The 26,073-nt window shown below is 72.3% G+C and carries 23 protein-coding genes and 1 riboswitch; of the genes, 16 read left to right on the forward strand and 7 right to left on the reverse strand.

What is annotated here, in order from left to right; translation table 11 throughout:
- The first annotated feature begins 15 nt into the window (after nt 1-15).
- The 3 genes from ACIRB4_RS02680 (at nt 16) to sucD (ending at nt 3,643) form a co-directional block, all read left to right on the forward strand.
- The gene (locus ACIRB4_RS02680; RefSeq protein WP_403288650.1) at nt 16-1,140 is read left to right on the forward strand and encodes a VWA domain-containing protein; all 1,125 of its coding nucleotides are present in this window, start codon (nt 16-18) and stop codon (nt 1,138-1,140) included.
- A 418-nt stretch (nt 1,141-1,558) separates the two neighbouring features.
- A complete protein-coding gene (sucC, locus tag ACIRB4_RS02685) occupies nt 1,559-2,737 on the forward strand; it encodes an ADP-forming succinate--CoA ligase subunit beta (protein ID WP_403287993.1) in 1,179 nt (392 codons plus the stop codon).
- Nucleotides 2,738-2,758: 21 nt separating this feature from the next.
- On the forward strand, nt 2,759-3,643 hold the full coding sequence (sucD, locus tag ACIRB4_RS02690) for a succinate--CoA ligase subunit alpha (RefSeq protein ID WP_356885943.1): 885 nt from the start codon (nt 2,759-2,761) through the stop codon (nt 3,641-3,643).
- 90 nt (nt 3,644-3,733) lie between these two features.
- Here the strand turns inward: sucD and ACIRB4_RS02695 are convergent, their stop codons facing one another.
- Nucleotides 3,734-5,074, reverse strand: a complete 1,341-nt coding sequence (locus ACIRB4_RS02695) for a sigma factor-like helix-turn-helix DNA-binding protein (RefSeq protein WP_403287994.1) — start codon at nt 5,072-5,074, stop codon at nt 3,734-3,736.
- A gap of 128 nt (nt 5,075-5,202) precedes the next feature.
- Here ACIRB4_RS02695 and ACIRB4_RS02700 point away from each other — a divergent pair, with 128 nt between their 5' ends.
- Nucleotides 5,203-6,753 (forward strand): DUF6350 family protein, encoded by a 1,551-nt coding sequence (locus ACIRB4_RS02700; protein WP_403288651.1) that lies wholly within the window; start codon nt 5,203-5,205, stop codon nt 6,751-6,753.
- A gap of 38 nt (nt 6,754-6,791) precedes the next feature.
- On the opposite strand, the gene ACIRB4_RS02705 is transcribed toward ACIRB4_RS02700, so the two are convergent.
- Nucleotides 6,792-7,502: a hypothetical protein gene (locus tag ACIRB4_RS02705; RefSeq protein ID WP_403287996.1), complete on the reverse strand. Its 711-nt coding sequence runs from the start codon at nt 7,500-7,502 to the stop codon at nt 6,792-6,794.
- A 256-nt stretch (nt 7,503-7,758) separates the two neighbouring features.
- On the opposite strand from ACIRB4_RS02705, the gene purN reads away from it, so the two are divergent.
- From purN to ACIRB4_RS02720, 3 genes are all read left to right on the forward strand, one after another.
- The gene (gene purN / locus ACIRB4_RS02710; RefSeq protein ID WP_403287997.1) at nt 7,759-8,373 is read left to right on the forward strand and encodes a phosphoribosylglycinamide formyltransferase; all 615 of its coding nucleotides are present in this window, start codon (nt 7,759-7,761) and stop codon (nt 8,371-8,373) included.
- Nucleotides 8,370-9,932, forward strand: a complete 1,563-nt coding sequence (gene purH, locus ACIRB4_RS02715; RefSeq protein ID WP_403287998.1) for a bifunctional phosphoribosylaminoimidazolecarboxamide formyltransferase/IMP cyclohydrolase — start codon at nt 8,370-8,372, stop codon at nt 9,930-9,932. The genes purN and purH overlap by 4 nt, the downstream gene beginning before the upstream one ends.
- Before the next feature lie 219 nt (nt 9,933-10,151).
- Nucleotides 10,152-11,618 (forward strand): DUF2079 domain-containing protein, encoded by a 1,467-nt coding sequence (locus tag ACIRB4_RS02720; protein ID WP_403288000.1) that lies wholly within the window; start codon nt 10,152-10,154, stop codon nt 11,616-11,618.
- Nucleotides 11,619-11,718: 100 nt separating this feature from the next.
- On the opposite strand, the gene ACIRB4_RS02725 is transcribed toward ACIRB4_RS02720, so the two are convergent.
- A complete protein-coding gene (locus ACIRB4_RS02725) occupies nt 11,719-12,348 on the reverse strand; it encodes an RDD family protein (RefSeq protein ID WP_403288001.1) in 630 nt (209 codons plus the stop codon).
- A 244-nt stretch (nt 12,349-12,592) separates the two neighbouring features.
- Between ACIRB4_RS02725 and ACIRB4_RS02730 the strand changes: the two genes are divergently transcribed.
- From ACIRB4_RS02730 to ACIRB4_RS02740, 3 genes are all read left to right on the forward strand, one after another.
- A complete protein-coding gene (locus ACIRB4_RS02730) occupies nt 12,593-13,453 on the forward strand; it encodes a bifunctional methylenetetrahydrofolate dehydrogenase/methenyltetrahydrofolate cyclohydrolase (protein ID WP_356885929.1) in 861 nt (286 codons plus the stop codon).
- 2 nt (nt 13,454-13,455) lie between these two features.
- Nucleotides 13,456-13,965, forward strand: coding sequence for a DUF3017 domain-containing protein (locus tag ACIRB4_RS02735; RefSeq protein ID WP_403288002.1), 510 nt, complete (start codon nt 13,456-13,458; stop codon nt 13,963-13,965).
- Between the two features lie 338 nt (nt 13,966-14,303).
- Complete coding sequence (locus ACIRB4_RS02740) at nt 14,304-15,293, forward strand: malate dehydrogenase (protein WP_403288003.1); 990 nt, start codon at nt 14,304-14,306, stop codon at nt 15,291-15,293.
- 109 nt (nt 15,294-15,402) lie between these two features.
- Here the strand turns inward: ACIRB4_RS02740 and ACIRB4_RS02745 are convergent, their stop codons facing one another.
- Nucleotides 15,403-15,915: a carboxymuconolactone decarboxylase family protein gene (locus ACIRB4_RS02745; protein WP_403288004.1), complete on the reverse strand. Its 513-nt coding sequence runs from the start codon at nt 15,913-15,915 to the stop codon at nt 15,403-15,405.
- Between the two features lie 47 nt (nt 15,916-15,962).
- Here ACIRB4_RS02745 and ACIRB4_RS02750 point away from each other — a divergent pair, with 47 nt between their 5' ends.
- From ACIRB4_RS02750 to ACIRB4_RS02760, 3 genes are read left to right on the forward strand one after another with little or no spacing between them, the layout of a single operon-like run.
- The gene (locus ACIRB4_RS02750) at nt 15,963-17,402 is read left to right on the forward strand and encodes a PLP-dependent aminotransferase family protein (protein WP_403288005.1); all 1,440 of its coding nucleotides are present in this window, start codon (nt 15,963-15,965) and stop codon (nt 17,400-17,402) included.
- A 58-nt stretch (nt 17,403-17,460) separates the two neighbouring features.
- Nucleotides 17,461-17,739, forward strand: a complete 279-nt coding sequence (locus tag ACIRB4_RS02755; protein ID WP_403288007.1) for a hypothetical protein — start codon at nt 17,461-17,463, stop codon at nt 17,737-17,739.
- A 9-nt stretch (nt 17,740-17,748) separates the two neighbouring features.
- Entirely contained in the window at nt 17,749-18,933 is a 1,185-nt protein-coding gene (locus tag ACIRB4_RS02760) for a glutathionylspermidine synthase family protein (protein WP_403288008.1), read from the forward strand.
- A 75-nt stretch (nt 18,934-19,008) separates the two neighbouring features.
- On the opposite strand, the gene rocD is transcribed toward ACIRB4_RS02760, so the two are convergent.
- Nucleotides 19,009-20,214 (reverse strand): ornithine--oxo-acid transaminase, encoded by a 1,206-nt coding sequence (gene rocD, locus ACIRB4_RS02765; protein WP_403288009.1) that lies wholly within the window; start codon nt 20,212-20,214, stop codon nt 19,009-19,011.
- Between the two features lie 108 nt (nt 20,215-20,322).
- Nucleotides 20,323-20,413, forward strand: a riboswitch (ZMP/ZTP riboswitch).
- Nucleotides 20,414-20,483: 70 nt separating this feature from the next.
- Between rocD and glyA the strand changes: the two genes are divergently transcribed.
- The 3 genes from glyA (at nt 20,484) to ACIRB4_RS02780 (ending at nt 23,581) form a co-directional block, all read left to right on the forward strand.
- Nucleotides 20,484-21,752 (forward strand): serine hydroxymethyltransferase, encoded by a 1,269-nt coding sequence (gene glyA / locus ACIRB4_RS02770; RefSeq protein WP_403288011.1) that lies wholly within the window; start codon nt 20,484-20,486, stop codon nt 21,750-21,752.
- A 130-nt stretch (nt 21,753-21,882) separates the two neighbouring features.
- A complete protein-coding gene (gene trpS, locus ACIRB4_RS02775) occupies nt 21,883-22,896 on the forward strand; it encodes a tryptophan--tRNA ligase (RefSeq protein ID WP_403288012.1) in 1,014 nt (337 codons plus the stop codon).
- 94 nt (nt 22,897-22,990) lie between these two features.
- Nucleotides 22,991-23,581 (forward strand): 2'-5' RNA ligase family protein, encoded by a 591-nt coding sequence (locus ACIRB4_RS02780; RefSeq protein WP_403288013.1) that lies wholly within the window; start codon nt 22,991-22,993, stop codon nt 23,579-23,581.
- A gap of 36 nt (nt 23,582-23,617) precedes the next feature.
- Here ACIRB4_RS02780 and ACIRB4_RS02785 read toward each other — a convergent pair whose 3' ends face one another.
- Both ACIRB4_RS02785 and ACIRB4_RS02790 read right to left on the reverse strand, forming a co-directional pair.
- Nucleotides 23,618-24,373, reverse strand: a complete 756-nt coding sequence (locus tag ACIRB4_RS02785; RefSeq protein ID WP_403288014.1) for a decaprenylphospho-beta-D-erythro-pentofuranosid-2-ulose 2-reductase — start codon at nt 24,371-24,373, stop codon at nt 23,618-23,620.
- A gap of 122 nt (nt 24,374-24,495) precedes the next feature.
- Nucleotides 24,496-25,893 carry an FAD-binding protein gene (locus ACIRB4_RS02790; protein ID WP_403288015.1) on the reverse strand — a complete coding sequence of 466 codons (1,398 nt, stop codon included), beginning with the start codon at nt 25,891-25,893 and terminating at the stop codon, nt 24,496-24,498.
- Nucleotides 25,894-26,073: the final 180 nt, after the last annotated feature.

The raw sequence follows: 26,073 nt of genomic DNA on the forward strand, positions 1-26,073 counted from the left end.
CTGCGCCGCTGGCGCATGGTCCTCGGCGGAGGCGAGGCGGACGGCACGGGGTGTTCCCTCACCGGTACGGACGCGGCGATGGACGGAGCGCTCACCGCGCTCTACGGACACGGCCCGGGCGCGGGCCCCCGGGCGTCCGGCGGACGGGACCGTTCGGCCGGACTCGGCGGCTCGGCCCCCTCCGTGGCCCGCTGGCTCGGCGACATCCGCACGTACTTCCCCAGCTCCGTCGTCCAGGTCATGCAGCGCGACGCCATCGACCGCCTCGGCCTCTCCACCCTGCTCCTGGAGCCAGAGATGCTGGAGGCCGTCGAGGCGGACGTCCATCTCGTCGGCACCCTGCTCTCCCTCAACAAGGCCATGCCCGAGACGACCAGGGAGACGGCGCGCGCGGTCGTCCGCAAGGTCGTCGACGACCTGGAGAAGCGCCTCGCCACCCGCACCCGGGCCACGCTCACCGGCGCCCTCGACCGTTCCGCCCGGATCAGCAGGCCACGGCACCGGGACATCGACTGGGACCGCACGATCCGCGCCAACCTCAAGAACTACCTGCCCGAGCACCGCACGGTCGTCCCCGAACGGCTCATCGGTTACGGCCGGGCCGCGCGGTCGGTGAAGAAGGACGTCGTGCTCTGCGTCGACCAGTCCGGCTCGATGGCGGCATCGGTGGTGTACGCCTCGGTGTTCGGCGCGGTCCTCGCCTCCATGCGGTCGATCGCGACCCGGCTCGTCGTCTTCGACACGGCGGTCGTCGACCTCACCGACCAGCTCGACGACCCGGTCGACGTCCTGTTCGGCACCCAGCTCGGCGGCGGCACCGACATCAACCGGGCCCTCGCCTACTGCCAGTCGCGGATCACCCGGCCCGCCGACACCGTCGTCGTCCTCATCAGCGACCTCTACGAAGGAGGGATACGCGACGAGATGCTCAAGCGGGTCGCGGCGATGAAGGCGTCCGGGGTCCAGGTCGTCGCCCTCCTCGCGCTCTCCGACGAGGGAGCCCCTGCCTACGACCGCGAGCACGCGGCCGCGCTCGCCGCGCTCGGCGCCCCCGCGTTCGCCTGCACACCGGACCTCTTCCCGGAGGTGATGGCGGCGGCGATCGAGAAACGCCCCCTGCCGGTGCCGGACACCCTCTAGGACAGGTCCGGACGCTCCGTGCCGGGGCTGCGGAATCCGTAGTCCCGGCACCACCCGACCGGGGTGCCAGGGCGCACTGAGGTCCATGTCACAACCGGCACCGCGGGCCCCTCACCTGGGGGACCGGTGTGGCGTGAGGTCCGCAACGACCTGTCCCCACCTGTGCGGTGGGCATCGAGGGCACCCTCGGGATCCCCTACGGAACGCCTCGCCACCCCTACGATCTGTGACCCGTATCACCGCTCCGTTGTGATCTGCGATTTAGGGACCCACGTCCCTCGGGGATAACCTGCGAGACGGACATGCCGCGTCCACGGACACCGTGTACGCCTCCCTTGTGACAGCGCAGTCACGTTGCCCTTCGCGGCACGCCCACGCAGACAACGAACCGCGATCATCAGAAAAGGGACGGACGCGCGTGGACCTGTTCGAGTACCAGGCGAGGGACCTCTTCGCCAAGCACGGTGTACCGGTGCTGGCCGGTGAAGTCATCGACACGCCTGAGGCGGCGCGCGAGGCCACCGAGCGTCTTGGCGGCAAGTCGGTCGTCAAGGCGCAGGTGAAGGTCGGCGGCCGCGGCAAGGCCGGCGGCGTGAAGCTGGCCGCCACCCCGGACGAGGCCGTCGCTCGCGCGACGGACATCCTCGGGATGGACATCAAGGGCCACACGGTCCACAAGGTGATGATCGCGGAGACCGCTCCGGAAATCCTCGAGGAGTACTACGTCTCGTACCTCCTCGACCGCACCAACCGCACCTTCCTGGCCATGGCCTCGGTCGCCGGCGGCATGGACATCGAGGAGGTCGCCGCGACGACCCCCGAGAAGCTCGCCAAGGTCCCGGTCAACGCCAACGAGGGCGTCACGATCGAGAAGGCGCGCGAGATCGTCGCGCAGGCGCAGTTCCCGGCCGACGTGGCCGAGAAGGTCGCCGAGATCCTCGTGACCCTGTGGGACACCTTCATCGCCGAGGACGCGCTCCTCGTCGAGGTGAACCCGCTGGCCAAGGTCGCCTCCGGCGACGTCCTGGCCCTGGACGGCAAGGTGTCTCTCGACGAGAACGCCGACTTCCGTCAGCCCGAGCACGAGGCGCTCGAGGACAAGGCCGCAGCCAACCCGCTCGAGGCTGCTGCCAAGGCCAAGAACCTCAACTACGTCAAGCTCGACGGCGAGGTCGGCATCATCGGCAACGGCGCCGGCCTGGTCATGTCGACCCTGGACGTCGTCGCGTACGCCGGTGAGAACCACGGCGGCGTGAAGCCGGCCAACTTCCTCGACATCGGCGGCGGCGCCTCCGCCGAGGTCATGGCGAACGGCCTGGAGATCATCCTGGGCGACCCGGACGTCAAGTCCGTCTTCGTCAACGTCTTCGGTGGCATCACCGCCTGCGACGAGGTCGCCAACGGCATCGTCCAGGCCCTGGAGCTCCTCAAGAGCAAGGGTGAAGAGGTCACCAAGCCGCTGGTCGTGCGCCTCGACGGCAACAACGCCGAGCTGGGTCGCAAGATCCTCTCGGACGCGAACCACCCGCTCGTGCAGCGCGTGGACACCATGGACGGCGCGGCCGACAAGGCCGCCGAGCTCGCGGCTGCGAAGTAAGGGACGAGGTCACAGCACACCATGGCTATCTTCCTCACCAAGGACAGCAAGGTCATCGTCCAGGGCATGACCGGTGCCACGGGCATGAAGCACACCAAGCTCATGCTGGGTGACGGCACCAACATCGTCGGTGGCGTGAACCCGCGCAAGGCCGGCACGTCCGTCGACTTCGACGGCACCGAGGTCCCGGTCTTCGGCACCGTCGCCGAGGCGATGGAGAAGACGGGCGCCAACGTCTCCGTCCTCTTCGTCCCGCCGGCCTTCGCCAAGGCCGCCGTGGTCGAGGCGATCGACGCCGAGATCCCGCTGGCCGTCGTCATCACCGAGGGCATCGCCGTCCACGACTCCGCCGCCTTCTGGGCGTACGCGCAGTCGAAGGGCAACAAGACCCGGATCATCGGCCCCAACTGCCCGGGTCTCATCACCCCCGGCCAGTCCAACGCCGGCATCATCCCGGGCGACATCACGAAGCCGGGCCGCATCGGCCTGGTCTCGAAGTCCGGCACGCTGACGTACCAGATGATGTACGAGCTCCGTGACATCGGCTTCTCGTCCGCCGTCGGCATCGGTGGCGACCCGGTCATCGGTACGACGCACATCGACGCCCTCGCGGCGTTCGAGGCCGACCCCGACACCGACCTGATCGTCATGATCGGTGAGATCGGCGGCGACGCCGAGGAGCGTGCGGCCGACTTCATCGCGAAGAACGTCACCAAGCCGGTCGTCGGCTACGTCGCGGGCTTCACCGCGCCGGAGGGCAAGACCATGGGCCACGCCGGCGCCATCGTCTCCGGCTCCTCCGGCACCGCGCAGGCGAAGAAGGAGGCCCTCGAGGCCGCCGGCGTCAAGGTCGGCAAGACGCCGACCGAGACGGCCAAGCTGGCGCGCGCCATTCTCGCGGGCTGAACCAGACTGCCGCACAGGTGAGAGGGCCCCGCTCCTCCCGGTCTCCGGGAAGGGCGGGGCCCTCTCGCGTACAGGGCGCGTACACGGTCATCAGTGCGGGTCGGGGACCAGCCGCTCCGGGCCAGGATGCGGCCGGGCGCGGAGCATCTCCCGCAGCTCCTTGTCCTCCGGGGTGAGCTTCGGCGAACCGCCGCGGACCGGGACGCCGTTGACCGTCTCGCCGGGGGCGTGGACCGGCAGGTACTGGGTCGGCGCGGTGGCGAGGGTGAAGGCCGTAAGACCGATGAGCGCCGCCGTGGCGCCGAGCGCCGCCCGGGTCCACAGCCGCGCGCGCCGCTCACTCTTCGTCCGTACGGTCCCGGCCGCCGGAAGCGTCGCCGTCGGCGCCTCGGTGACGAGCGCGACGAGCCGCCTGTGCAGGGCGTCCGGGTCGGCGAGTTCGGGCACCCGCTGCCCGATGACGGTACGGGCGTGCATCAGCCGGTTGGCGGTGGCGGGGGTGCTCGCCTCGGTCTCGGCGGCGGTGTCCGGCAGGTCGAGGCCGAGCCCGTCGTAGAGCAGGACGGTGCGGCGGTACGGCGGCGGCAGCTCCAGCAGGGCTGTGAGCAGGGCCCGTCGCCCGGCCTCTGTGGGCAGGGCGTCGGGGTGCCGGTGCGCGCGGCGCAGTCGGTGCCAGGGGGAGAGCGCGTACTCGTACGCGGCCGCCCGCACCCACCCCACCGGGTCCCGGTCGACCGCGACCTCGGGCCAGTGTTGCCAGGCGTGGTGGAAGGCCCGCTCCACGGACTCGCGGGAGAGCCGGCGGCGGCCGGTGAGCAGGTACGTCTGGTGGACGAGGGCGGGGGCGGCGTAGGCGTAGAGCGCGTCGAAGGCCTCCTCCGGAGTGAGGGAGGAGCGCTGCGCGGCGGGCTCTGCCCCTGCTTCGGGGGCGGGCTCCGTCAGGGTCCCGGTGGCCGTGGCGGCCGGCGCCGGGTCGGCCTCATGGCCGGCCGGGACCGCCCGGTCGTCCCCGGCGGGTTTCAGGCGTTCCAGCGGCTTCCGGGCCGCCTCGCGGCCCGGAAACGGGGTCTTCGGGGGCTTGGCGGCCCCTTTGACCGCCGTCCTCGGACGGGTGGGCGCGGCGGTCTTGGTGCGCGCCAGGGGCTCGGCGGGGGTGGGCCGGGGCGCCTCCGAGAGAGGCGCGGGGTCCGCACCAGGGGGCGCGGACTCTTCGTCGTACGCGCCGAGAAGCTTCGCGTACGCCTCCCGCTTCCGGCCCCGCGGGTCGGTCCGTCCCGTCTCCCAGGACCGGATGGTGGCCCGGGTGACCCCCATGGCATCGGCGACCTGGTCCTCGCTCAGGGCCAGAGCCTCCCGCAGTCTGCGCCGCTCCTTCGGCGAGGGCAGCGCGGCGGAGGAGACGGAATCGGCGGTGCTCCGACTCGGACTCATCGGTGACGACCTCCCGCAGAGCTCCTCTGGGCGGAAAAGTACATAAACGTATATTGAGCGACACCACGGCGGTTTGCCTGTTACGCGGGAAAAGCGCGTGTCGTTGGCAGCATGGGCGCGTGACCGAAATGACCGAGCGCCCCCTGTCGTCGGCGGCCGATCCGCTGGTCCGGGGCGGCCGCTCTGCGGCGCTGGGTACCGCCTTCGTGCGGGGCGGGGTCGCGGCGGGGCTCGGGCTCGGCGCGGTGGCGGTCCTGGTGATGGCGGCGTGGATCGGCTCCCCGTACCCGGACAGCGGGCCGGGCGGGGCGCTGCACACGGCCGCCGGGCTCTGGCTGCTCGCCCACGGCGCCGATCTGGTGCGCGGCGACACCCTGTCCGGAGCGCCCGCGCCCCTCGGGGTCTCCCCGCTGCTGCTGATGGTCCTGCCGGGCTGGCTGGCGCACCGCGCCGCTCGGGACACGCTGGAATCGGACGAGGACGGCCCCAAGCCCTCCATCGGCGGCGCGGTGGCCGCGGTCACCGCCGGGTACCTGCTGGTCGCGGCTGGTGTGGTGGTCTACGCGGCGAGCGGCCCGCTGTCGCCCGACCCGCTCACGACCGCGCTGTGGCCGCCCGCCGTGGTGGTGGCGTCGGCGGCGCTCGGCGTCTGGACGGCGGTCGGCCGACCGCTGCCGGAGCGGGAGCACGCCGCCGCGGCACTGCGGGCCGCTGTGCCGGCCCTGTTGGCCCTGCTCGGCGGCGGGGCGGTGCTGATCGGCGTCTCCCTGGGCTGGCACGCGAGCGCGACGCGCGAGTCCTTCACGAACCTCGCGGGGGACTGGCCCGGGCGGGTCTCCCTGCTGCTCCTCGCCGTGACGCTGCTGCCGAACGCGGCCGTCTGGGGAGCGGCGTACGGACTCGGCCCCGGTTTCGCGCTCGGTACCGGCGCCGTGGCGACGCCACTGGAGTTCACGGGCACGGCGGCCGTTCCGCCGTTCCCGCTGCTGGCCGCGCTGCCCCCCGAGGGGCCGGGCTCCTGGCCGCAGTGGGCGGCGGCGGTCGTGCCGCTGGCGGCGGCGCTCGCACCGGGCTGGAGCGTGGGACGGGCCGCGCGGCTGTGGAAGGCCCGGGAGGCGGCTCTGACGGTCCTCGTGGCCGCCGGGCTGTGCGGAGCCGCGATGGCGGTGCTCGCGGCCGTCGCCGGCGGGCCGCTGGGCTCCGGCCGGCTGGCGGAGTTCGGCCCGGTGTGGTGGCGGACGGGCGCCGCGGCGGTGCTGTGGAGCGTGGTGGTGGGGGTGCCGACGGCGCTCGGGGTACGGCTCTGGGCGCGCCGCGGACTCACACCCCGGCCGCGACCGGCGGCACCGGCCGGCGCCTCCGCGCCGCCCGGCTCGGTTCCCCCGGGCTCGGTTCCGGCGCCGGGGCGCGGGACGGTCCCGGAGCCGCTGCCGGGCGAAGCCGCCGGACGCCGGAAGTCCGAGATGGAGGACGACGACGACTCCGGTTTCGAGCCGTACGACTATCTTCCGGCGGCCTGGGAGCCGGCTCCGCCGCCGCCCCCGTCCACCCCGCCGCTCCCCTCGACGCCGCCTCAGCCTCCGCCTCCGGCCGCCCCGCCGATGCCTGAGACTCCGCCCGAGTCGCAGGCCCAGCCCCCGCCCCCGCCGCCGCCCGAGCGCCCCGCGCCCTTCGCGTAGCCGCGGGGCCTACCGCTCCGGTGCGCTTGGCGCGGAGGTCACTCCCGCACCCCGAAGACGTCCCGCAGCGGTTCCGGCAGCAGGTCGTTGCAGGCCAGCTGGCCCGAGACCGTCAGGGCGTCGTCGGCACAGGTGTAGAAGTCGCGGTAGACGAGCTGGAGGGTGAAGCCGCCCGCGACGATCAGCAGGGAGAGGATTCCGGCGACCAGACCGCTGACGGCCGCCGTGCGCTGCGCCCGCGCCGGGGCGCTCCGGGCGCCCGCACCGCCGGCGGCGGTGGCGGCGGGGGTGGCGGGAGCCGGCGGAGTGGACGGATCGGTGGCCGCGGCCGTCCTCGGCTTGGCGCGCAGGGCGCTGACCGCCCAGTACAGGGCCAGGGCACCGAGGAGCAGGGCCAGCTCCCGGATCTCGAAGACGGCGAAGAAGAACGCCCACATGCCGGCGAGCAGGGCGTAGCGCGCCCGTCGCTGTGCCGGGTCGGTCGGGTCCCACTTCAGGCCGGGCCCCTGACCCTCTCCCGGGCCGCCCTGACCCGTCGGGCGCTCGGGGCGGCGGCCCCAGCCGTCGGAGGAGCGGCCGGGCTGGCGGCTGCTCCAACGGCCCCCGGAGGACCCGGAGGATCCCGACGAATCGGACGACGAGTCGTCGTCCGAGCCCTCCGGCCGCCGTGGCTGCCACGGCTGGTCCGGCTGCCCCTCGGGCGGCGGCGCGAACGGATTGTTGTCGTCCGTGGACTGGCGTTCCGGCATCTGCTGAACGTCTTCCCTCTGTCGTCGCAACTGCGGTCTCACGTGCGCTCGCGCGTACGGCCGCACGTGCTGTCTCAACGGATGTCTCATCTGGCGTTGAACCCAGACGCTACCTCCCGGCCCCGCCCCCGTCCCGTGGGGGCTGTCCGGTGTGCCGGTATCGTTGCTGACGGTCGAGCCATTCGTAGGGTTCCCCGTATCGAGGGGCACGATTCGTTCGTACGACCGCACAAACACCCACGGAAAGAGTGACTCAGTGGCCCCCGCCCGCCTCGTCGTCCTGGTCTCCGGGTCCGGCACCAACCTCCAGGCCCTGCTCGACGCCATCGCCGCCGACCCCGGGGGGTACGGCGCCGAGATCGTCGCCGTCGGTGCCGACCGCGAGGGCATCGCGGGCCTGGAGCGCGCCGAGCGCGCCGGACTGCCCACCTTCGTGTGCAAGGTGAAGGACCACCCGACCCGTGAGGCGTGGGACCGCGCGCTCACCGAGGCCACCACCGCCCACGCGCCGGACCTCGTCGTCTCGGCGGGCTTCATGAAGATCCTCGGGAAGGAATTCCTCTCCCGTTTCGGCGGCCGGATCGTCAACACGCACCCCGCGCTGCTGCCCAGTTTTCCCGGTGCCCACGGAGTGCGCGACGCACTCGCCTACGGCGTGCGGGTCACCGGATGCACCGTCCACTTCGTCGACGACGGCGTCGACACCGGACCGATCATCGCCCAGGGCGTGGTCGAGGTCCGGGACGAGGACGATGAAGCCGCTCTCCATGAGCGCATCAAGGAAGTCGAGCGCTCACTGCTCGTCGAGGTCGTGGGGCGTCTGGCCCGGCACGGCTACCGCATTGAGGGACGAAAGGTAACAATCCCGTGACCGCCGAAGGTACGAAGCGCCCCATTCGTCGAGCACTCGTCAGCGTCTACGACAAGACCGGCCTTGAGGAGCTGGCCCGCGGTCTGCACGAGGCGGGTGTCTCCCTCGTCTCCACCGGCTCCACCGCCGCGAAGATCGCCGCCGCCGGCGTCCCGGTCACCAAGGTCGAGGAGCTCACCGGCTTCCCCGAGTGCCTGGACGGCCGCGTCAAGACCCTCCACCCGCGCGTGCACGCCGGCATCCTCGCCGACCTGCGCCTGGAGGACCACCGCCACCAGCTCACCGAGCTGGGCGTCGAGCCCTTCGACCTAGTGGTCGTGAACCTCTACCCGTTCAAGGAGACCGTCGCCTCCGGCGCGACCCCCGACGAGTGCGTCGAGCAGATCGACATCGGCGGCCCCTCGATGGTCCGCGCCGCCGCCAAGAACCACCCGTCCGTCGCGGTCGTCACCAGCCCGGCCCGCTACGCCGACGTGCTCACCGCGGCCCGTGAGGGCGGCTTCGAGCTCGCCGCCCGCAAGCGCCTGGCCGCCGAGGCCTTCCAGCACACCGCCGCGTACGACGTCGCCGTCGCCTCCTGGTTCGCCGACGACTACGCGGCCGCCGACGACAGCGGCTTCCCGGACTTCCTGGGCGCCACCTACGCGCGCGACAACGTCCTGCGCTACGGCGAGAACCCGCACCAGGGCGCAGCGCTGTACGTCGACGGCACGGGCGGCCTCGCCGAGGCCGAGCAGCTGCACGGCAAGGAGATGTCGTACAACAACTACACGGACACCGACGCCGCGCGCCGGGCCGCGTACGACCACTCCGACCCCTGCGTCGCGATCATCAAGCACGCCAACCCGTGCGGCATCGCGATCGGCGCCGATGTCGCCGAGGCCCACCGCAAGGCGCACGCCTGCGACCCGCTGTCGGCGTTCGGCGGTGTGATCGCGGTCAACCGTCCGGTCTCCGTGGCGATGGCCGAGCAGGTCGCCGAGATCTTCACCGAGGTCATCGTCGCCCCGGCGTACGAGGACGGCGCGGTCGAGATCCTGGCCAGGAAGAAGAACATCCGCGTCCTGCGCGCCGAGGGCGCACCGGCCGCCCCGGTCGAGGTCAAGCCGATCGACGGCGGTGCGCTGCTCCAGGTCACCGACCGCCTCCAGGCAGACGGCGACCGTCCGGAGAACTGGACCCTGGCGACCGGCGAGGCGCTGTCCGCCGAGGAGCTCGCCGAGCTCGCCTTCGCCTGGAGGGCCTGCCGCGCGGTCAAGTCCAACGCGATCCTGCTCGCCAAGGACGGCGCCTCGGTCGGCGTCGGCATGGGCCAGGTCAACCGCGTCGACTCCGCGAAGCTCGCGGTCGAGCGCGCGGGCGAGGAGCGGGCGCGCGGCTCGTACGCCGCGTCGGACGCGTTCTTCCCGTTCCCCGACGGCCTGGAGATCCTCACGGCGGCCGGCGTCAAGGCGGTCGTCCAGCCGGGCGGCTCGGTCCGGGACGAGCTGGTGATCGAGGCGGCGAAGAAGGCGGGCGTGACGATGTACTTCACGGGCACGCGCCACTTCTTCCACTGATCCACTGATCCGCTGATCCGCTGATCGCGATCCGCTGATCCGCGAAGGGTCCGAGGGCCCGCCGGTACGAGAACGTACCGGCGGGCCCTCCCCGTCCGGTGTCCCGCCGGCCCCCGTCCGGCGGCCCGTCGGCCTGCTCGGCTCGGTGATTCCACCGGCCTCGGGCTCTCTGGTCTAATGGGTTGCTCTTTTGTCGGCGGCTGGTAGTGGGGGCTCGCGGTGTTGGATGTGCAGAACGGGGCCGCGACGGCGATCCCCGCCCCCGCGACGCCCAGCCACGAGACCGTCCCCACCGGGGCCGCGGAGAGCCGGCCCGGCCCGCCCGTCCGCCCGTACGCGCTTCTCGCCGGGGCCCTGGGCGTCCTCTACTTCCTCTACTCCTGGGTGCAGTACGAGCGGTTCCGTACCCCCTCCTGGGACCTCGGGATCTTCGAGCAGGCCGTCCGGGCCTACTCCGAGCTCCGCGCGCCCATCGTCGACATCAAGGGGCCGGGCTTCCTCATACTCGGGGACCACTTCAGTCCGGTGACCGCCCTCCTGGCGCCCCTGTACTGGATCTGGTCCTCTCCGCTCGCGCTTCTCCTCGCCCAGGCCGCGCTCTTCGCCGCCTCCGCCGCCGTCGTGGGCCGTACCGCCCAGCAGGTGCTCGGCAGCCGGGCCGCGGGTCTGGGCATCGCCGTCGCCTACGGCCTGTCCTGGGGTCTGCAGGAAGCGGTCAAGTCCGACTTCCACGAGATCGCCTTCGCCGTCCCGATGCTGGCCCTGACCTGCCGGGCCCTGCTCCTGGGACGGTGGACCGCCGCCGTCGCCTGGTCCGCCCCCCTGGTCCTGGTCAAGGAGGACATGGGGCTCACCGTCGCCATGGTCGGCGCGGTCCTCTTCCTGCGCGGCAGCCGCCGGCTGGGCGCCGCCCTTGCCGCCTTCGGCGTCGCCGCCTTTGCCCTGACCGTCCTGGTCCTGATCCCGGCCGCGAGCCGGGTCGGCCAGTACGACTACTGGGCCAAGATCGAGAAGTCGAGCGCGGGCGCGGACGTCCCCTTCACCGAGGTGCTGCTCACCGCGCTCGGAGCCGGCGAGAAGTGGGAGATGCTCTTCTTCCTCGTCGGCATCACCGGCTTCCTCGCCCTGCGTTCGCCGCTGATGCTGCTCGTACTGCCGACGCTCGGCTGGCGCTTCCTCTCCCAGGACCCGAACCACTGGGGGATGCTCTGGCACTACAGCGCCATCCTGATGCCGGTCGTCTTCCTCGCCCTCGTCGACGCCGTCCGGGCCGTGCGCACCTCGCGGCGCGGCTGGCTCGTCTCGTACGGGAAGGTCGTCGTGCCGGTCGTCACGGCCGTCTCGGTCGTGCTCGCCCTGGAGCTGCCGTTGCGGGACCTGCTGCGACCGGAGACGTACCGCACGGACAGCCGGACGCTGGAGGCGCGCAAGGCGGTGGAGGCGGTGCCCGAGGGGGCGAGCGTGGAGACCAATGTGACGCTCATGGCGCATCTCACCGCCGACCACACGGTCTACTGGGTCGGCGGCGCGAAGGGCGTCACCCCCGACTACCTGGCGTTCGACCTCGCCTCTGGCTGGTCGCAGCCCGTCTCCGACCCGGTCGGACTGGCGGCGTCGCTGCATCCGGAGGCGCGCTACACGGTGTCGTTCCAGGCGGGCCACTTCGTGGTGCTGCGGCGCGTCTGACCGGCGAGCCCCGGGCGATCCCGCGGAGGCCCCGCAGAGCGGAAGGGCCCCCGGTTCGTCGAACCGGGGGCCCTTCCGCTCTGCGGGGGAGCGGCCGCTGTCAGCCGTTCTCCTTGATGACCAGGGTGCTGCACACCTTGTCGGCGAAGGTCTGCTTCTTCGAGTCCCAGATCGGCCACAGGTAGCCGATGTAGCAGGCGATGCCGTCGAGGAAGTGCGCCAGCTGACGCACGAACGCCATGCCGAAGCCGAGCGGGCGGCCGTCCGACTCGCGCAGCGTGCGGGTGCCGACGGCCCGCTTGCCGATCGTCTGACCGGTGGCGCCCTCCTTGTAGATCTGGAAGAAGAACATGAAGACCAGGTACAGGAAGCCGATCAGACCGAGGACGGTCGCGGCGGCGCTGCCCTCGCTGCCACCGATGGCGGCACCGATGCCGGACAGCAGGTAGAACGGGCCGAGCAGGACCGCGCTGTCGATCAGGCGGGACAGGACACGCCAGCCCCAGTGCGCCAGCGGCGGCATGCCGCCGTAGCCCATCGGAGCCTGGGAGTACTGCGGAGCCTGCGGGTACGCGCCGTACGGCTGGGCGGGCTGCTGCTGGGGGTAGCCGTACTGCGGCGGAACCCCCTGGGGAGCCTGCTGCGGGTAGCCGTAACCCGGCTGCCCCTGGGGCTGCTGAGGCTGCTGCGGCTGCTGGCCGTACGGGTTGTTCGGTTCACCGAAGCTCATGACGGGTTTCCTCCGTGGGGGTGGTGCGGGGACTGTGCGGTCCGAGCGGAGGAACATCACTGAATCTTGAGCGGTCCGCCCCCCTGCGCTGCCGCGACACTGCGCGGATCATCGTCGTCGCAACGTCGACTTTTTGTCCAGTCGGTTGCCCGGGTGTTGTGCAAGTGCAACTCGGGCTCCGCGCGCCCGAGGTCCGCCGCCGCCGAATTGGAACAAGGCGGGGTCCATCCGGGAGGATGGCCGTATGAGCGCCCAGATTCTCGATGGCAAGGCCACCGCAGCCGCGATCAAGTCCGATCTCACCACCCGCGTGGCGGTGCTGAAGGAGAAGGGCGTCACGCCCGGCCTCGGCACGATCCTGGTCGGCGACGACCCGGGCAGCCAGAAGTACGTCGCCGGCAAGCACCGCGACTGCGCGCAGGTCGGCATCGCCTCCATCCAGCGTGAACTGCCCGCCACCGCCACCCAGGAGGAGATCGAGGCCGTCGTACGGGAGCTCAACGAGGACCCGGCGTGCACGGGGTACATCGTCCAACTCCCGCTGCCCAAGGGCATCGACGAGAACCGCGTCCTGGAGCTGATGGACCCGGCCAAGGACGCGGACGGCCTGCACCCGATGAACCTCGGCCGTCTCGTGCTCAACGAGCCCGCGCCGCTCCCGTGCACGCCGAACGGCATCATCACGCTGCTGCGCCGGCACGGTGTCGAGATCAAGGGCGCCGAGGTCGTGGTGGTCGGACGTGGAGTGACGATCGGCCGCCCGATGCCGCTGCTGCTGACCCGCCGCTCGGAGAACGCGACCGTGACGCAGTGCCACACGGGCACGAAGGACCTGGCCGCGCACCTGCGCAGGGCCGACATCGTCATCGCGGCCGCCGGTGTGGGGCACCTGATCAGGCCGGAGGACGTGAAGCCGGGCGCGGCCGTGCTCGACGTCGGCGTCTCGCGCGACGGTGAGGGCAAGATCGTCGGCGATGTGCACCCCGGCGTCGCCGAGGTCGCCGGCTGGATCTCCCCGAACCCGGGTGGTGTGGGCCCGATGACCCGGGCGCAGCTCCTGGTCAACGTCGTCGAGGCCGCCGAGCGCGCGGCCGCGGCGCTCTGACGATGGCCGCCCGTACCCCCGCTCCGGACGGGACCGGGGCGGGGACCGGAGCCGAGGGGCCCGCCGCCAAGGCGCCCACTGCCGAGGCGCAGGCAGGTGGAGGCGCGGCCTCCGCGCGGACGCGGCGGCCGCCCACCATGACCACCGACACCGCCCGGCCGGAGGGCGGCGGGCGCGCCGCCCCCGGGGACGCCCCCGCGCCGGCCCGGCAGTGGCCGCTGCTCACGGTCCTGGGCCTGGCCGCCCTCGGCCTGCTCGTCGTCGGGACCGACCTGTTCCCGCAGTCGTTCCGGGTGGGCACGCTCCTCGTCGGCGTCGCCCTGCTCACCGGCGCCGGACTGCGCCGCGCGCTGCCCTCGGTGGGCATGCTGGCCGTACGGTCGCGCTTCACCGACATGATCACGTACGGGTTGATGGGCACCCTCATCGTGCTGCTCGCCCTCATGGTGCAGCCGGCCCCCTGGCTGCGGATCCCGTTCCTGGAGGACGTCCTCCACCTCACGATCACGTAGCCACCGACCCCGGTCCGGAACGGACGACGGCGCCCGTCCTCTCCCCCGAGGGAGGACGGGCGCCGTCCGGTATTCAGGGTCATGGACGCGACAACAGGGCTTCAAGGGGCGTCAGCGGCCTGTGGCATGGAGGTGACCATTCCGGTACTTGCCGGGGGCGCGCGGGCGGGCACTTGGGTGGCAGTGAGCCGGACCACAAGGGGGTGGGGGTTGGACCGGGCCCGGGTCGGATAGCCTGACCGCTGGATATCTCTTCACGTCGAGACACCGATCGATCAAGAGAGACGTCCGGATCAGGGGCAGGGACCCCCACCGCCAGCTGTCTTACGGAGATCGCCATGACCCGCACTCCCGTGAATGTCACCGTGACCGGCGCGGCCGGCCAGATCGGCTACGCGCTGCTCTTCCGCATCGCCTCCGGCCACCTGCTCGGCGCGGACGTGCCGGTCAAGCTGCGCCTCCTCGAGATCCCGCAGGGCCTCAAGGCCGCCGAGGGCACCGCCATGGAGCTCGACGACTGCGCGTTCCCGCTGCTGCGCGGCATCGACATCTTCGACGACCCGAACAAGGGCTTCGAGGGTGCCAACGTCGCCCTCCTCGTCGGCGCCCGCCCCCGCACCAAGGGCATGGAGCGCGGTGACCTGCTCTCCGCCAACGGCGGCATCTTCAAGCCGCAGGGCAAGGCCATCAACGACAACGCAGCGGACGACATCAAGGTCCTCGTCGTCGGCAACCCGGCCAACACCAACGCCCTGATCGCCCAGGCCGCCGCCCCGGACGTGCCGGCCGAGCGCTTCACCGCGATGACCCGCCTGGACCACAACCGCGCCATCTCGCAGCTGGCCAAGAAGACCGGCGCCCCGGTCACCGACATCAAGCGCCTCACCATCTGGGGCAACCACTCGGCGACCCAGTACCCGGACATCTTCCACGCGGAGATCGCCGGCAAGAACGCCGCCGAGGTCGTCAACGACGAGCAGTGGCTGGCCGACACCTTCATCCCGACCGTCGCCAAGCGCGGCGCCGCGATCATCGAGGCCCGTGGCGCGTCCTCGGCCGCCTCGGCCGCGAACGCCGCCATCGACCACGTCCACACCTGGGTCAACGGCACCGCCGAGGGCGACTGGACCTCCATGGGCATTCCGTCGGACGGCTCGTACGGCGTCCCGGAGGGCCTGATCTCCTCGTTCCCCGTCACCTGCAAGGACGGCAAGTACGAGATCGTCCAGGGCCTGGACGTCAACGAGTTCTCCCGCGCCCGCATCGACGCCTCGGTCCAGGAGCTGGCCGAGGAGCGCGACGCGGTCCGCGAGCTCGGCCTCATCTGAGCCCGGCGAAACTGAGCCCCGCGCACTGAGCGCCGCGGAGCGCCCCCGGCCCTTCAGGGCCGGGGGCGCTCCGCGTTCCGCCCGGCGCCCCCGGCGGGCGCCGGCGCACTCACTTCCGGTACTGCCCGGGGACGTAATGGCCGGGCGTCATACGGGTGGTGACGCCGATCCGGTTCCAGGCGTTGATGACGGTGATCGCGCTGATGACGCGGGCGAGTTCGGTCTCGTCGAAGTGGGCGGCCGCCTTCGCGTACACCTCGTCGGGGACGAAGCCGTCGGTGAGGACGGTGACGGCCTCCGTCAGCGCCAGGGCGGCGAGTTCGCGCTCCGTGTAGAAGTGGCGCGACTCCTCCCACGCGGACAGCTGGACGATCCGCTCGACCGACTCGCCCTCCGCCAGCGCGTCCTTGGCGTGCATGTCGATGCAGAACGCGCAGCGGTTGATCTGCGAGGCCCGGAGCTTGATCAGGTGGTAGAGCGTCGGGTCGAGATCCTTCGCGGCGGCGGCGTCCAGCCGGACCATCGCCCGGTAGAAGTCCGGGACCAGCTCGGCGAAGGGGAGGCGGGGGCCGTGCTCGTGGGCGTGTCCGGTCGGTGCGGTGTGCTGCGGCATCGTGGTCATGGTGATCACCGTACGAGTCGGATGGCCCGGGAGTATGGTCCACTTCCATGGAAAACGGCTGGGCCACTTTCGGGGCCGACCTCCATCTGGAGCTGCGCGGTCCGAAGCTGCGCACGGGGCTGATGGACGCCCTGCGGGAGGCGATCCGCAGCGGCCGTCTGGAGGCGGGGGTACGGCTGCCGTCGTCGCGTTCGCTCGCCGCCGACCTCGGGGTGGCCCGCAACACCGTCGCCGACGCCTACGCCGAGCTGGTCGCCGAGGGCTGGCTCACCGCCCGGCAGGGCTCCGGAACGCGCGTCGCCCGCAGGGCGGCCCCCCGCCCGGCTGCCGGGCCCGGCACGCGGCCGGCACCGGCCCGCCCGGTCACCTCCCGCCCGACGTACGACCTGAAGCCCGGGGTCCCCGATCTCGCCTCCTTCCCCCGCGCCGAGTGGCTCAAGGCGTCGAGGCGCGCCCTGACGGCCGCGCCGCACGAGGCGTTCGGTTACGGCGATCCGCGCGGCCGGATCGAACTGCGCACCGTACTGGCCGAATACCTCGCCCGGGCACGGGGCGTGTACGCGCGGCCGGAGCGGATCGTGGTCTGCTCCGGGTTCGTGCACGGGCTGATGCTGATGGCACAGGTGCTGCGGGCCGGGAGCTCCGCCACGCCCTCAGGACCCGGCGGGAAGGCGCGGGAGGTGGCTGTCGAGTCGTACGGACTCTCCGTGCACCGGGACGTGCTGACCGGCGCGGGCCTGCGGCTACGGCCACTGCCCTTCGACGGACTCGGCACCCGCACCGAGGAGTTGGGCGGGATGGCGGACGTCGGCGCGGTCCTGATGACGGCCGCCCACCAGTTCCCGCTCGGCGGCGCCCTCCCGCCGGACCGGCGGGCCGCCGTCATCGACTGGGCGCGCGCCTCGGGCGGCCTCGTCCTGGAGGACGACTACGACGGCGAGTTCCGTTACGACCGCCAGCCCGTCGGCGCCCTCCAGGGCCTCGACCCCGAGCGGGTCGTCTACATGGGCACGTCCAGCAAGTCCCTGGCGCCCGGCCTTCGGCTGGCCTGGATGGTGCTGCCGGAGAGCCTGGTGGACGAGGTCGCGGCGGCCAAGGGAACGGTGGACTGGATGTCCAGCGCGCTGGAGCAGCTGACGTTCGCCGAGTTCCTCGCCTCGGGCGCGTACGACCGCCATGTACGGGCGATGCGGCTGCGCTACCGGCGGCGCCGCGACGAGCTGGTGGCGGCGGTGGCCGCGCACTCCCCGGACACGCGGGTGAGCGGCATCGCGGCCGGTCTCCACGCCGTCCTGCGGCTCCGCCCCGGAACCGAGCCCGACGTCCTGCGCTCCGCCGCCTGGCACGGCCTCGCCGTCCTCGGCCTGGACCGCTTCCGCCACCCCGACGTTCCCCGGACGCTCGACGGCCTGGTCGTCGGCTACGCGACGCCTCCCGACAGCGGCTGGGCGGGGGCACTGCGGGCGCTGTGCCGGGTGCTGCCGTAGCGCGCACACCCCTCGGCCTACACTGTGCGGTCGCGACCACGGGATGGGGAGGACGGACATGCGCAGGCTGAGGTCGAGCACCGTGGTGCTCGGCGGTATGGGGGTGCTCGCGGCGACGATCACCTCCTGTGGCTCCGAGCCGGACAGGCGGTGCGTCGACCCGGTGACCCGGGAGAAGCTGCCCAGTTACGAGTGCGAGAGCCGCGGCGGAAGCACCACGCGCGGCACGTACTACTACGGCGGCAGCGTCAGCGACAACCGGGTCAGCGGCGGCAGCTTCGACAAGTCGGCTGTCGACACCGGCGGCTTCGGCTGCTCCGGCTCCGGCGGCGGCTGACCCACGCCCATGCAACGGCACACCATCGAACCCCGCCCCGGCTGGCAGCGGACCGTGGAGGAGCAGGGACTCGTCTACCCCCTGACCCGTTACCCCGACGGCTCGCTGCGCCCGTACTGGGACGAGAGCGCGTACTACTCCTTCACCCTCCCCGAGGTCGAGGCGCTGGAGGAGGTCGTCGAGGAGCTGCACGCCATGTGTCTGGCGGCGGCCGCCCACATCGTCGAGAAGGACCGTTTCGCCGATCTGGGCCTGACCGATCCCCGGCTCGTCTCCCTCGTCGCCGAGTCCTGGCGCCGCCGGGCCGAACTCCCCTCCCTCTACGGCCGCTTCGACCTGCGCTACGACGGCACGGGCCCGGCCAAGATGCTGGAGTACAACGCCGACACCCCGACCTCCCTCGTCGAGGCGGCGAGCCCGCAGTGGTTCTGGATGGAGGAGCGCTTCCCCGGCGCCGACCAGTGGAACTCCCTCCACGAGCGGCTCGTCGACGCCTGGAAGCGGCAGGCGGCGCTGCTCCCGCCCGGCAGCCCGGTCCATTTCGTCCACTCGGACGGGGACGAGCTCGGCGAGGACCTGATGACGGTCGCGTATCTGCGTGAGACCGCCCAGCAGGCCGGACTCGACACGGAGGCCCTCTCGGTCGAGCGCATCGGCTGGGACCGCCTCTCGGGGCGGTTCGTGGACGACCGGCTGCGGTTCATCCGCAGCTGCTTCAAGCTCTATCCGTGGGAGTGGCTGACCACGGACCGCTTCGGCCCCTACGTCCTCGACACCCTCGACAACGGCGGTGGCACCGGCACCACCTGCTGGATCGAGCCCGCCTGGAAGATGCTCCTGTCCAACAAGGCGCTGCTCGCGGTCCTGTGGGAGCTGTACCCGGGCCATCCGAACCTGCTCCCCGCCTACCTGGACGGACCGCGCGAACTCGCCGCGCACGGCGGCTATGTCGCCAAGCCGCTCCTCGGCCGCGAGGGCGCGGGCGTCACGATCCACGAGCCCGGCGCCCCGGCCGTCGTACGCGATGAGCCGTGCTGCTACCAGGAGCTGTGCCCCCTGCCGGACTTCGACGGCAACCGGGTCGTGCTCGGCGCGTGGGTCGTCGAGGACGAGGCGGCCGGGCTCGGCATCCGGGAGTCGGCGGGCCTGATCACCGACGAGTACGCCCGCTTCCTGCCGCACGTCATCCTGTGAGACCGCGAGAGGGACGGGCCGCCGGAGCGCTGTATGTGACAGCCGCCCCGGCGCCCCTCCCTCCGTCTGCTCGGCTCAGTCCGACAGGACCGTCCGCAACTGCTCCAGACCCCAGTCCAGGTCCTCCTTGCTGATCACCAGCGGGGGAGCGATCCGGATCGTCGAACCGTGCGTGTCCTTCACCAGCACCCCCCGGGCCATCAGCTTCTCCGAGATCTCCCGGCCCGTGCCCCGGGACGGGACGACGTCCACCCCCGCCCACAGCCCGCGACCGCGCACCCGCTCCACGGCTCCTCCGCCCACGAGCAGCCCCAGCTCGGCGTGGAGATGCTCGCCCAGCTCGGTCGCGCGCTGCTGGTACTCGCCGGTCCGCAACATCGCGATCACCTCGAGGGCCACCGCGCAGGCCAGCGGATTGCCGCCGAACGTCGAACCGTGCTCGCCCGGCCGGAAGACCCCGAGGACGTCGCGGTCCGCCACCACCGCCGAGACCGGGACGACACCGCCGCCCAGCGCCTTGCCCAGGATGTACACGTCCGGCACCACGCCCTCGTGCTCGCACGCGAACGTCCTCCCGGTCCTGCCGAGCCCCGACTGGATCTCGTCCGCCATGAAGAGCACGTTCCGCGCCCGGGTCAACTCCCGTACCCCGCGCAGATAACCGGCCGGCGGCACCAGCACCCCGGCCTCGCCCTGGATCGGCTCCAGGAGCACCGCGACCGTGTTCTCGGTGACCGCGGCCTCCATCGCCGTGAGATCGCCGTACGGAACGATCTCGAACCCCGGGGTGTACGGGCCGTAGTGGTCCCGCGCCTCGTGATCCGTGGAGAAGCTCACGATCGTCGTCGTACGGCCGTGGAAGTTGTTCGCCGCGACCACGATCTTCGCGTGCCCGTCCGGCACGCCCTTGACCTCGTACCCCCACTTCCGCGCGGTCTTCACGGCCGTCTCGACCGCCTCAGCGCCCGTGTTCATCGGCAGGACCATCTCCTTGCCGCACAGCTCGGCGAGCCGCTCGCAGAACTCGGCGAAACGGTCGTGGTGGAACGCCCGCGACGTGAGCGTCACGCGCTCCAGCTGGGCCCGCGCGGCGTCGATCAACCGGCGGTTGCCGTGCCCGAAGTTGAGCGCCGAGTACCCGGCGAGCATGTCGAGATAGCGGCGCCCCTCGACATCGGTCATCCATGCCCCGTCCGCCGAGGCGACCACGACGGGCAGGGGGTGGTAGTTGTGTGCGCTGCGCGCCTCCGCGGAAGCGATCGCGTCTTGCGTCCTCGACACGGGTTCTCCGTTCGTCCTGCGGCCCGGGGGTGGGTGTGGCCCCCTTTCCTATCGTCGCTCGGATGACGGGCGAGGAAACTTGGATGACGGCTCGCCCGATAGGCTGGAAACACGCACGGCGACTGGCGTACGGGGAAGAGACCCCGGGGGAGCCGTGCGCGGCAGACCGCACGAGGTGCCGCCCGCCTGGGCACCACGGGACCCCCTCCCGTGTGGCGCCGCGATACGACGCAGTGCCCCGGGACCCGCCGAACGCCCGGAGGAACACCGTGAACCACCCCGACCACCACCCCGCGCTGTCCGCCGCCGACCCCGAACTCGCCGCGCTCGTCGGCGCCGAGGAGCGGCTGCAGGCCGAGACGCTCCGGCTGATCCCCAGCGAGAACTACGTCTCCCACGCCGTGCTCGAAGCCTCCGGCACCGTCCTGCAGAACAAGTACAGCGAGGGTTACCCCGGCCGCCGCTACTACGAGGGCCAGCAGAACATCGACCGGATCGAGACCCTCGCCGTCGAGCGCGCCAAGGCCGTCTTCGGCGTCGACCACGCCAACGTCCAGCCCTACTCCGGCTCCCCGGCCAACCTCGCCGTCTACCTCGCCTTCGCCGAGCCCGGCGACACCGTGATGGGCATGGCCCTGCCCATGGGCGGCCACCTCACCCACGGCTGGGGCGTCTCCGCGACCGGCAAGTGGTTCCGGGGCGTGCAGTACGGCGTACGCCAGGACACCGGGCTCATCGACTTCGACCAGGTCCGCGACCTCGCGCTCAGGGAGCGACCGAAGGTGATCTTCTGCGGCGGCACCGCGCTGCCCCGCACGATCGACTTCGCCGCCTTCGGCGAGATCGCCCGCGAGGCCGGCGCCGTCCTCGTCGCCGACGTCGCCCACATCGCCGGCCTGATCGCGGGCGGCGCCCACCCCTCCCCGGTGCCGCACGCCGACGTGATCTCCACGACCACCCACAAGACGCTGCGCGGCCCGCGCGGCGCCATGCTGATGTGCCGCGAGGAGCACGCCAAGGCCCTCGACAAGGCCGTCTTCCCCGGCCTCCAGGGCGGCCCGCACAACCAGACCACCGCCGCCATCGCCGTCGCCCTGCGCGAGGCGGCCCAGCCTTCCTTCCGCGACTACGCCCACGCGGTCGTCGCCAACGCCGGGGCCCTCGCCGAAGCGCTGCTCGCCCGCGGCTTCGACCTGGTCTCCGGCGGCACCGACAACCATCTGATCCTGATGGACCTCACCCCCAAGGAGGTCCCGGGCAAGGTCGCCGCGAAGGCCCTCGACCGGGCCGGGATCGTCGTCAACTACAACACCGTCCCCTACGACCCCCGTAAGCCCTTCGACCCCTCCGGCGTCCGCATCGGCACCCCGTCCCTCACCTCCCGCGGCCTCGGTACGCGGCACATGGAGCAGGTCGCCGACTGGATCGACCGGGGCGTGGCGGCGGCACGGACCGGGGACGAGGACTCCCTGGCCAAGATCCGCGCCGAGGTCGCCGACCTGATGGCCGCCCACCCGGCCCCGGGCCTGCCGGTCTGACGCCTACCCGCCCGTCTGCCCGCCCGCTCCCTGTGTTCCTCGTCTCACTCGGTACGGTGACGAGGGGACCCGCCGGGGGCGGGCGGGATCCGTTCCCGAGCTGTCCGTGGCACCTGCGAGAATGAGGGGCATGGCCTCTGACAGTCCTCGTGTGCTCTCCGGAATCCAGCCCACCGCAGGCTCGTTCCATCTCGGCAACTACCTCGGCGCGGTGCGCCAGTGGGTCGCGCTGCAGGAGACCCACGACGCGTTCTACATGGTGGTGGACCTGCACGCGATCACGGTCCCGCAGGACCCCGCCGAGCTGCGTGCCAACACCCGGCTCGCCGCCGCCCAGCTGCTGGCCGCCGGCCTCGACCCCGAGCGCTGCACGCTCTTCGTCCAGAGCCATGTCCCCGAGCACGCGCAGCTCGGCTGGGTCATGAACTGCCTCACCGGCTTCGGCGAGGCGTCCCGCATGACGCAGTTCAAGGACAAGTCCGCCAAGCAGGGCGCCGACCGGGCCACCGTCGGCCTCTTCACGTACCCGATCCTCCAGGTCGCCGACATCCTGCTCTACCAGGCCAACGAGGTCCCGGTCGGCGAGGACCAGCGCCAGCACATCGAGCTGACGCGCGACCTCGCGGAGCGGTTCAACGGCCGCTTCGGCCAGACCTTCACGGTGCCGGCGCCGTACATCCTCAAGGAGACGGCGAAGATCTACGACCTGCAGGACCCGACGATCAAGATGAGCAAGTCGGCTTCCACGCCCAAGGGTCTGATCAACCTCCTCGACGAGCCGAGGACGACGGCGAAGAAGGTCAAGAGCGCGGTCACCGACACCGACACGGTGATCCGCTTCGACCCGGCGAACAAGCCCGGCGTCTCCAACCTCCTCACCATCCTCTCCACCCTCACCGGCACCTCCGTCGCCGAGCTGGAACAGGGATACGAGGGCAAGATGTACGGCGCGCTGAAGACGGACGTGGCAGAGGTCATGGTGGACTTCGTCACGCCGTTCCGGGCCCGTACGCAGGAATATCTCGACGACCCCGAGACGCTGGACTCGATCCTGGCCAAGGGCGCGGAGAAGGCCCGTGCGGTCGCCGCGGAGACCCTGGCGCAGACGTACGAGCGGGTGGGTTTCCTGCCCGCGAAGCACTGACCGACGACCCGGTCCGAGGACCCTGGCCACAGAGGTGGTGCAGGCCGCACACTGGCGGCTGCACCACCGGCACGGACGAGTGAGGAGACAAGACGTGGGGACCGTAACGCTCGGCGTTTCGATCGCGGTCCCGGAGCCCTTCGGCAGCCTGCTCCAGGAGCTGCGCGCGGGCTTCGGGGATCCCGCCGCCCACGGCATCCCCACGCATGTCACCCTGCTTCCGCCGACCGAGGTGGACGCGTCCCGGCTCCCCGCGATCGAGGTGCACCTCACCGGGATCGCCGCCGGTGTCCGCCCCTTCCCGATGCGGCTCAGCGGCACGGGAACGTTCCGCCCGCTGTCGCCGGTGGTCTATGTCCAGCTCGCCGAGGGCGTCTCGGCCTGCGCCTGGCTCCAGCAGCGGGTCCGTGACACGTCCGGCCCGCTGGTGCGGGAGCTGCAGTTCCCGTACCACCCACACGTGACGGTCGCGCACGGCATCTCCGAGGAGGCGATGGACCGGGCGTACGAAGAGCTGGCCGAGTTCGAGGCGGCGTGGACCTGCTCGTCCTTCGCGCTCTACGAGCAGGGCGCGGACGGGGTGTGGCGCAAGCTGAAGGAGTACGAGTTCGGAGGCGGCCGTACCCACTCCGCCGTCCCGGCCCAGGGCTCCCCGCTGGACACCCCGACCCCGGCGGCGGGCTGACCCAGGTCCCGGCCCCCGAGCCGCGCCCCCGCCCGCTCAGACCGGGAGGCGGCGGAACAGCGGCCTCGGCACGTGCCGCAGCGCCGCCATCACGGCCCGCAGCGCTCCCGGCACCCACACCGTCTCCGAGCGGCGCCGCAGACCCAGCTCGATCGCCGTGGCGACCGCCTCCGGAGTGGTCGCCAGCGGTGCCTCGTCGAGCCCGGCGGTCATCTTCGAGCGGACGAATCCGGGCCGTACGACCATCACGTGCACCCCGGTCCCGTGCAGCGCGTCCCCGAGCCCCTGGGCGAACGCGTCGAGACCGGCCTTGGACGAGCCGTAGATGAAGTTGGCGCGCCGGGCCCGTTCGCCGGCCACCGAGGAGAGCACCACCAGCGAGCCGTGCCCCTGCGCCTGCAAAGCCTGCGCGCAGACGAGGCCCGCGGAGACCGCGCCGGTGTAGTTCGTCTGGGCCACCCGGACGGCGGCGAGCGGGTCGGACTCGTCGCGCGCCTGGTCGCCGAGGACACCGAAGGCGAGCAGCACCATGTCGACGTCGCCTTCGGCGAAGACCTTGCCGAGCCGCTCCTGGTGCGACGCGGTGTCGAGCGCGTCGAAATCGACCGTGCGGACGTCCGCGCCCAGCTCGCGCAGCGAGTCGGCGGCGGCCGCCAGGGCGGGTGAGGGGCGCCCGGCCAGCCAGACGGTACGGGTGCGGCGGGCGACCAGCCGGCGTGCGGTGGCCAGACCGATCTCGGACGTGCCGCCGAGTACGAGCAGGGACTGCGGGATGCCGAAGGCGTCCTTCATGGCGAGCGGGCTCCTCAGGGGCGAGACGGCGGGACAGGCGAGACGGCGGGACAGGTCCGGGGTACGGCGTCGTCCGGGGGCGTCGTCCCCCGGACGCCCCGGTCGTGGCGGGGCGGCGGCCCTCACAGGGCCAGCCGGCGCGACAGGTCGGAGGTGAAGACCGAGAGGGGGTCGACAGCGGCGCGCAGCGCCTGGAAGTCGGCGAGCCGCGGATACATCGTGTGCAGCACGTCCGGCCGCAGCCGGGAGTCCTTGGCGAGATAGACCCGGCCGCCCGCCCCCGCGACCTCCTCGTCCAGCTCGTCCAGGAACGCGCCGAGCCCGGAGAGCCGGGCGGGGATGTCGAGCGCGAGCGTCCAGCCGGGCATGGGGAAGGACAGCCAGCCCGGGTCGCCCGCGCCGAAGCGTTTCAGTACGGCGAGGAAGGACGGGCAGCCGCGCCGCGCGATGCGCTTCACGATCCGGCGCAGGGTCTCCTCCTGGCCGTACCCGACGACGAACTGGTACTGGACGAAGCCGCCGCGGCCGTAGATCCGGTTCCAGTGCGGCACACCGTCCAGGGGGTGGAAGAAGGTGGAGATTCGCTGGAGCTCACCGGTGCGGCGGCGCGGGGCCCTGCGGTACCAGAGCTCGTTGAAGAGGCCGACGGTGGTGCGGCCGAGCAGCCCCTCCGGGACGAGCGCGGGCGCGGACGGCAGCCGGCCCGGCCGGAAGGCGAGGGGCGCGCGGCGGGCGCGGCGGGGGAGTGTGCCGTACGGCGCGTGGTCGCCGCGGGTGAGGACGGACCGGCCGGTCGCGGCGCCGCGCGCGAGCAGGTCGATCCAGGCGACGGAGTAGCGGTAGCGGTGGTCGGTGGCGGTGAGCCGGGCCATCAGGTCGTCGAGATCGGTGGCGCGCTCGGTGTCCACGGCCATGAGCGAGGTCTCGACGCGGAGGAGCCGGAGGGTCGCGGAGAGGATCACTCCGGTGAGGCCCATGCCGCCGGTGGTGGCGTCGAACAGGTCGGTGCCGGGGACGACGGTACGGATCTCCCCGTCGGCGGTGAGGAGTTCGAACGCGGCCACGTGGCGGGCGAAGGAGCCGGAGACGTGGTGGTTCTTGCCGTGGATGTCGGCGCCGATCGCGCCGCCGACGGTGACGTACCGGGTCCCGGGGGTGACGGGGACGAACCAGCCCAGCGGCAGCAGCACCTCCATCAGACGGTGCAGGCTGACACCGGCGTCGCAGACGACGAGGCCGGCGGCGGCGTCGACGGTACGGATCCGGTCGAGCCCGGTCATGTCGAGGACCGAGCCGCCGGCGTTCTGGGCGGCGTCGCCGTAGGCGCGGCCGAGACCGCGGGCGATGGAGCCGCGGGCACCGCAGGCGCGGACGGCGGCGGCCGCCTCCTCGTAGGTGCGGGGCCGGTGCACGCGCGCGAGGGTGGGCGCGGTGCGGCCCCATCCGGTGAGGGCTTCGGCGTCTTCGGGGACCCCGGCGGCGGCGACGGTCGCGGGCCCGGTGTCGGTCTCGGCAGCCATGGACGCGACCGTATCGCCCCGAGTGTGCCGTATGCCTGGTTCGCCCTGCGGTTCGTCGAAATGGGTGATTAAAGGAGTGTCAGGAAAGATTGCCGTGCGGTCGGCCGCGCACCGGGTCAGAGTCGCCCCGGATTGACCGAGTGCCCGGCACCGAAGGCCGGGGAGCGGGGAGGCGGAGTC

It is taken from the genome of Streptomyces sp. NPDC093600, assembly GCF_044764755.1.
GTDB lineage: Bacteria > Actinomycetota > Actinomycetes > Streptomycetales > Streptomycetaceae > Streptomyces.

What these genes read in the sequence shown, in the direction of transcription:
- sucD (WP_356885943.1), top strand. Translation starts at nt 2,759, where the DNA reads ATGGCTATCTTCCTCACCAAGGACAGCAAGGTCATCGTCCAGGGCATG.
- ACIRB4_RS02725 (WP_403288001.1), bottom strand. Translation starts at nt 12,348, where the DNA reads ATGAGCTTCGGTGAACCGAACAACCCGTACGGCCAGCAGCCGCAGCAG.
- ACIRB4_RS02745 (WP_403288004.1), bottom strand. Translation starts at nt 15,915, where the DNA reads ATGACCACGATGCCGCAGCACACCGCACCGACCGGACACGCCCACGAG.
- ACIRB4_RS02755 (WP_403288007.1), top strand. Translation starts at nt 17,461, where the DNA reads ATGCGCAGGCTGAGGTCGAGCACCGTGGTGCTCGGCGGTATGGGGGTG.
- ACIRB4_RS02740 (WP_403288003.1), top strand. Translation starts at nt 14,304, where the DNA reads ATGACCCGCACTCCCGTGAATGTCACCGTGACCGGCGCGGCCGGCCAG.
- ACIRB4_RS02700 (WP_403288651.1), top strand. Translation starts at nt 5,203, where the DNA reads ATGACCGAGCGCCCCCTGTCGTCGGCGGCCGATCCGCTGGTCCGGGGC.
- ACIRB4_RS02695 (WP_403287994.1), bottom strand. Translation starts at nt 5,074, where the DNA reads ATGAGTCCGAGTCGGAGCACCGCCGATTCCGTCTCCTCCGCCGCGCTG.
- trpS (WP_403288012.1), top strand. Translation starts at nt 21,883, where the DNA reads ATGGCCTCTGACAGTCCTCGTGTGCTCTCCGGAATCCAGCCCACCGCA.
- ACIRB4_RS02730 (WP_356885929.1), top strand. Translation starts at nt 12,593, where the DNA reads ATGAGCGCCCAGATTCTCGATGGCAAGGCCACCGCAGCCGCGATCAAG.
- ACIRB4_RS02750 (WP_403288005.1), top strand. Translation starts at nt 15,963, where the DNA reads ATGGAAAACGGCTGGGCCACTTTCGGGGCCGACCTCCATCTGGAGCTG.
- ACIRB4_RS02790 (WP_403288015.1), bottom strand. Translation starts at nt 25,893, where the DNA reads ATGGCTGCCGAGACCGACACCGGGCCCGCGACCGTCGCCGCCGCCGGG.
- ACIRB4_RS02760 (WP_403288008.1), top strand. Translation starts at nt 17,749, where the DNA reads ATGCAACGGCACACCATCGAACCCCGCCCCGGCTGGCAGCGGACCGTG.
- ACIRB4_RS02785 (WP_403288014.1), bottom strand. Translation starts at nt 24,373, where the DNA reads ATGAAGGACGCCTTCGGCATCCCGCAGTCCCTGCTCGTACTCGGCGGC.
- ACIRB4_RS02705 (WP_403287996.1), bottom strand. Translation starts at nt 7,502, where the DNA reads ATGCCGGAACGCCAGTCCACGGACGACAACAATCCGTTCGCGCCGCCG.
- ACIRB4_RS02680 (WP_403288650.1), top strand. Translation starts at nt 16, where the DNA reads ATGGTCCTCGGCGGAGGCGAGGCGGACGGCACGGGGTGTTCCCTCACC.
- ACIRB4_RS02735 (WP_403288002.1), top strand. Translation starts at nt 13,456, where the DNA reads ATGGCCGCCCGTACCCCCGCTCCGGACGGGACCGGGGCGGGGACCGGA.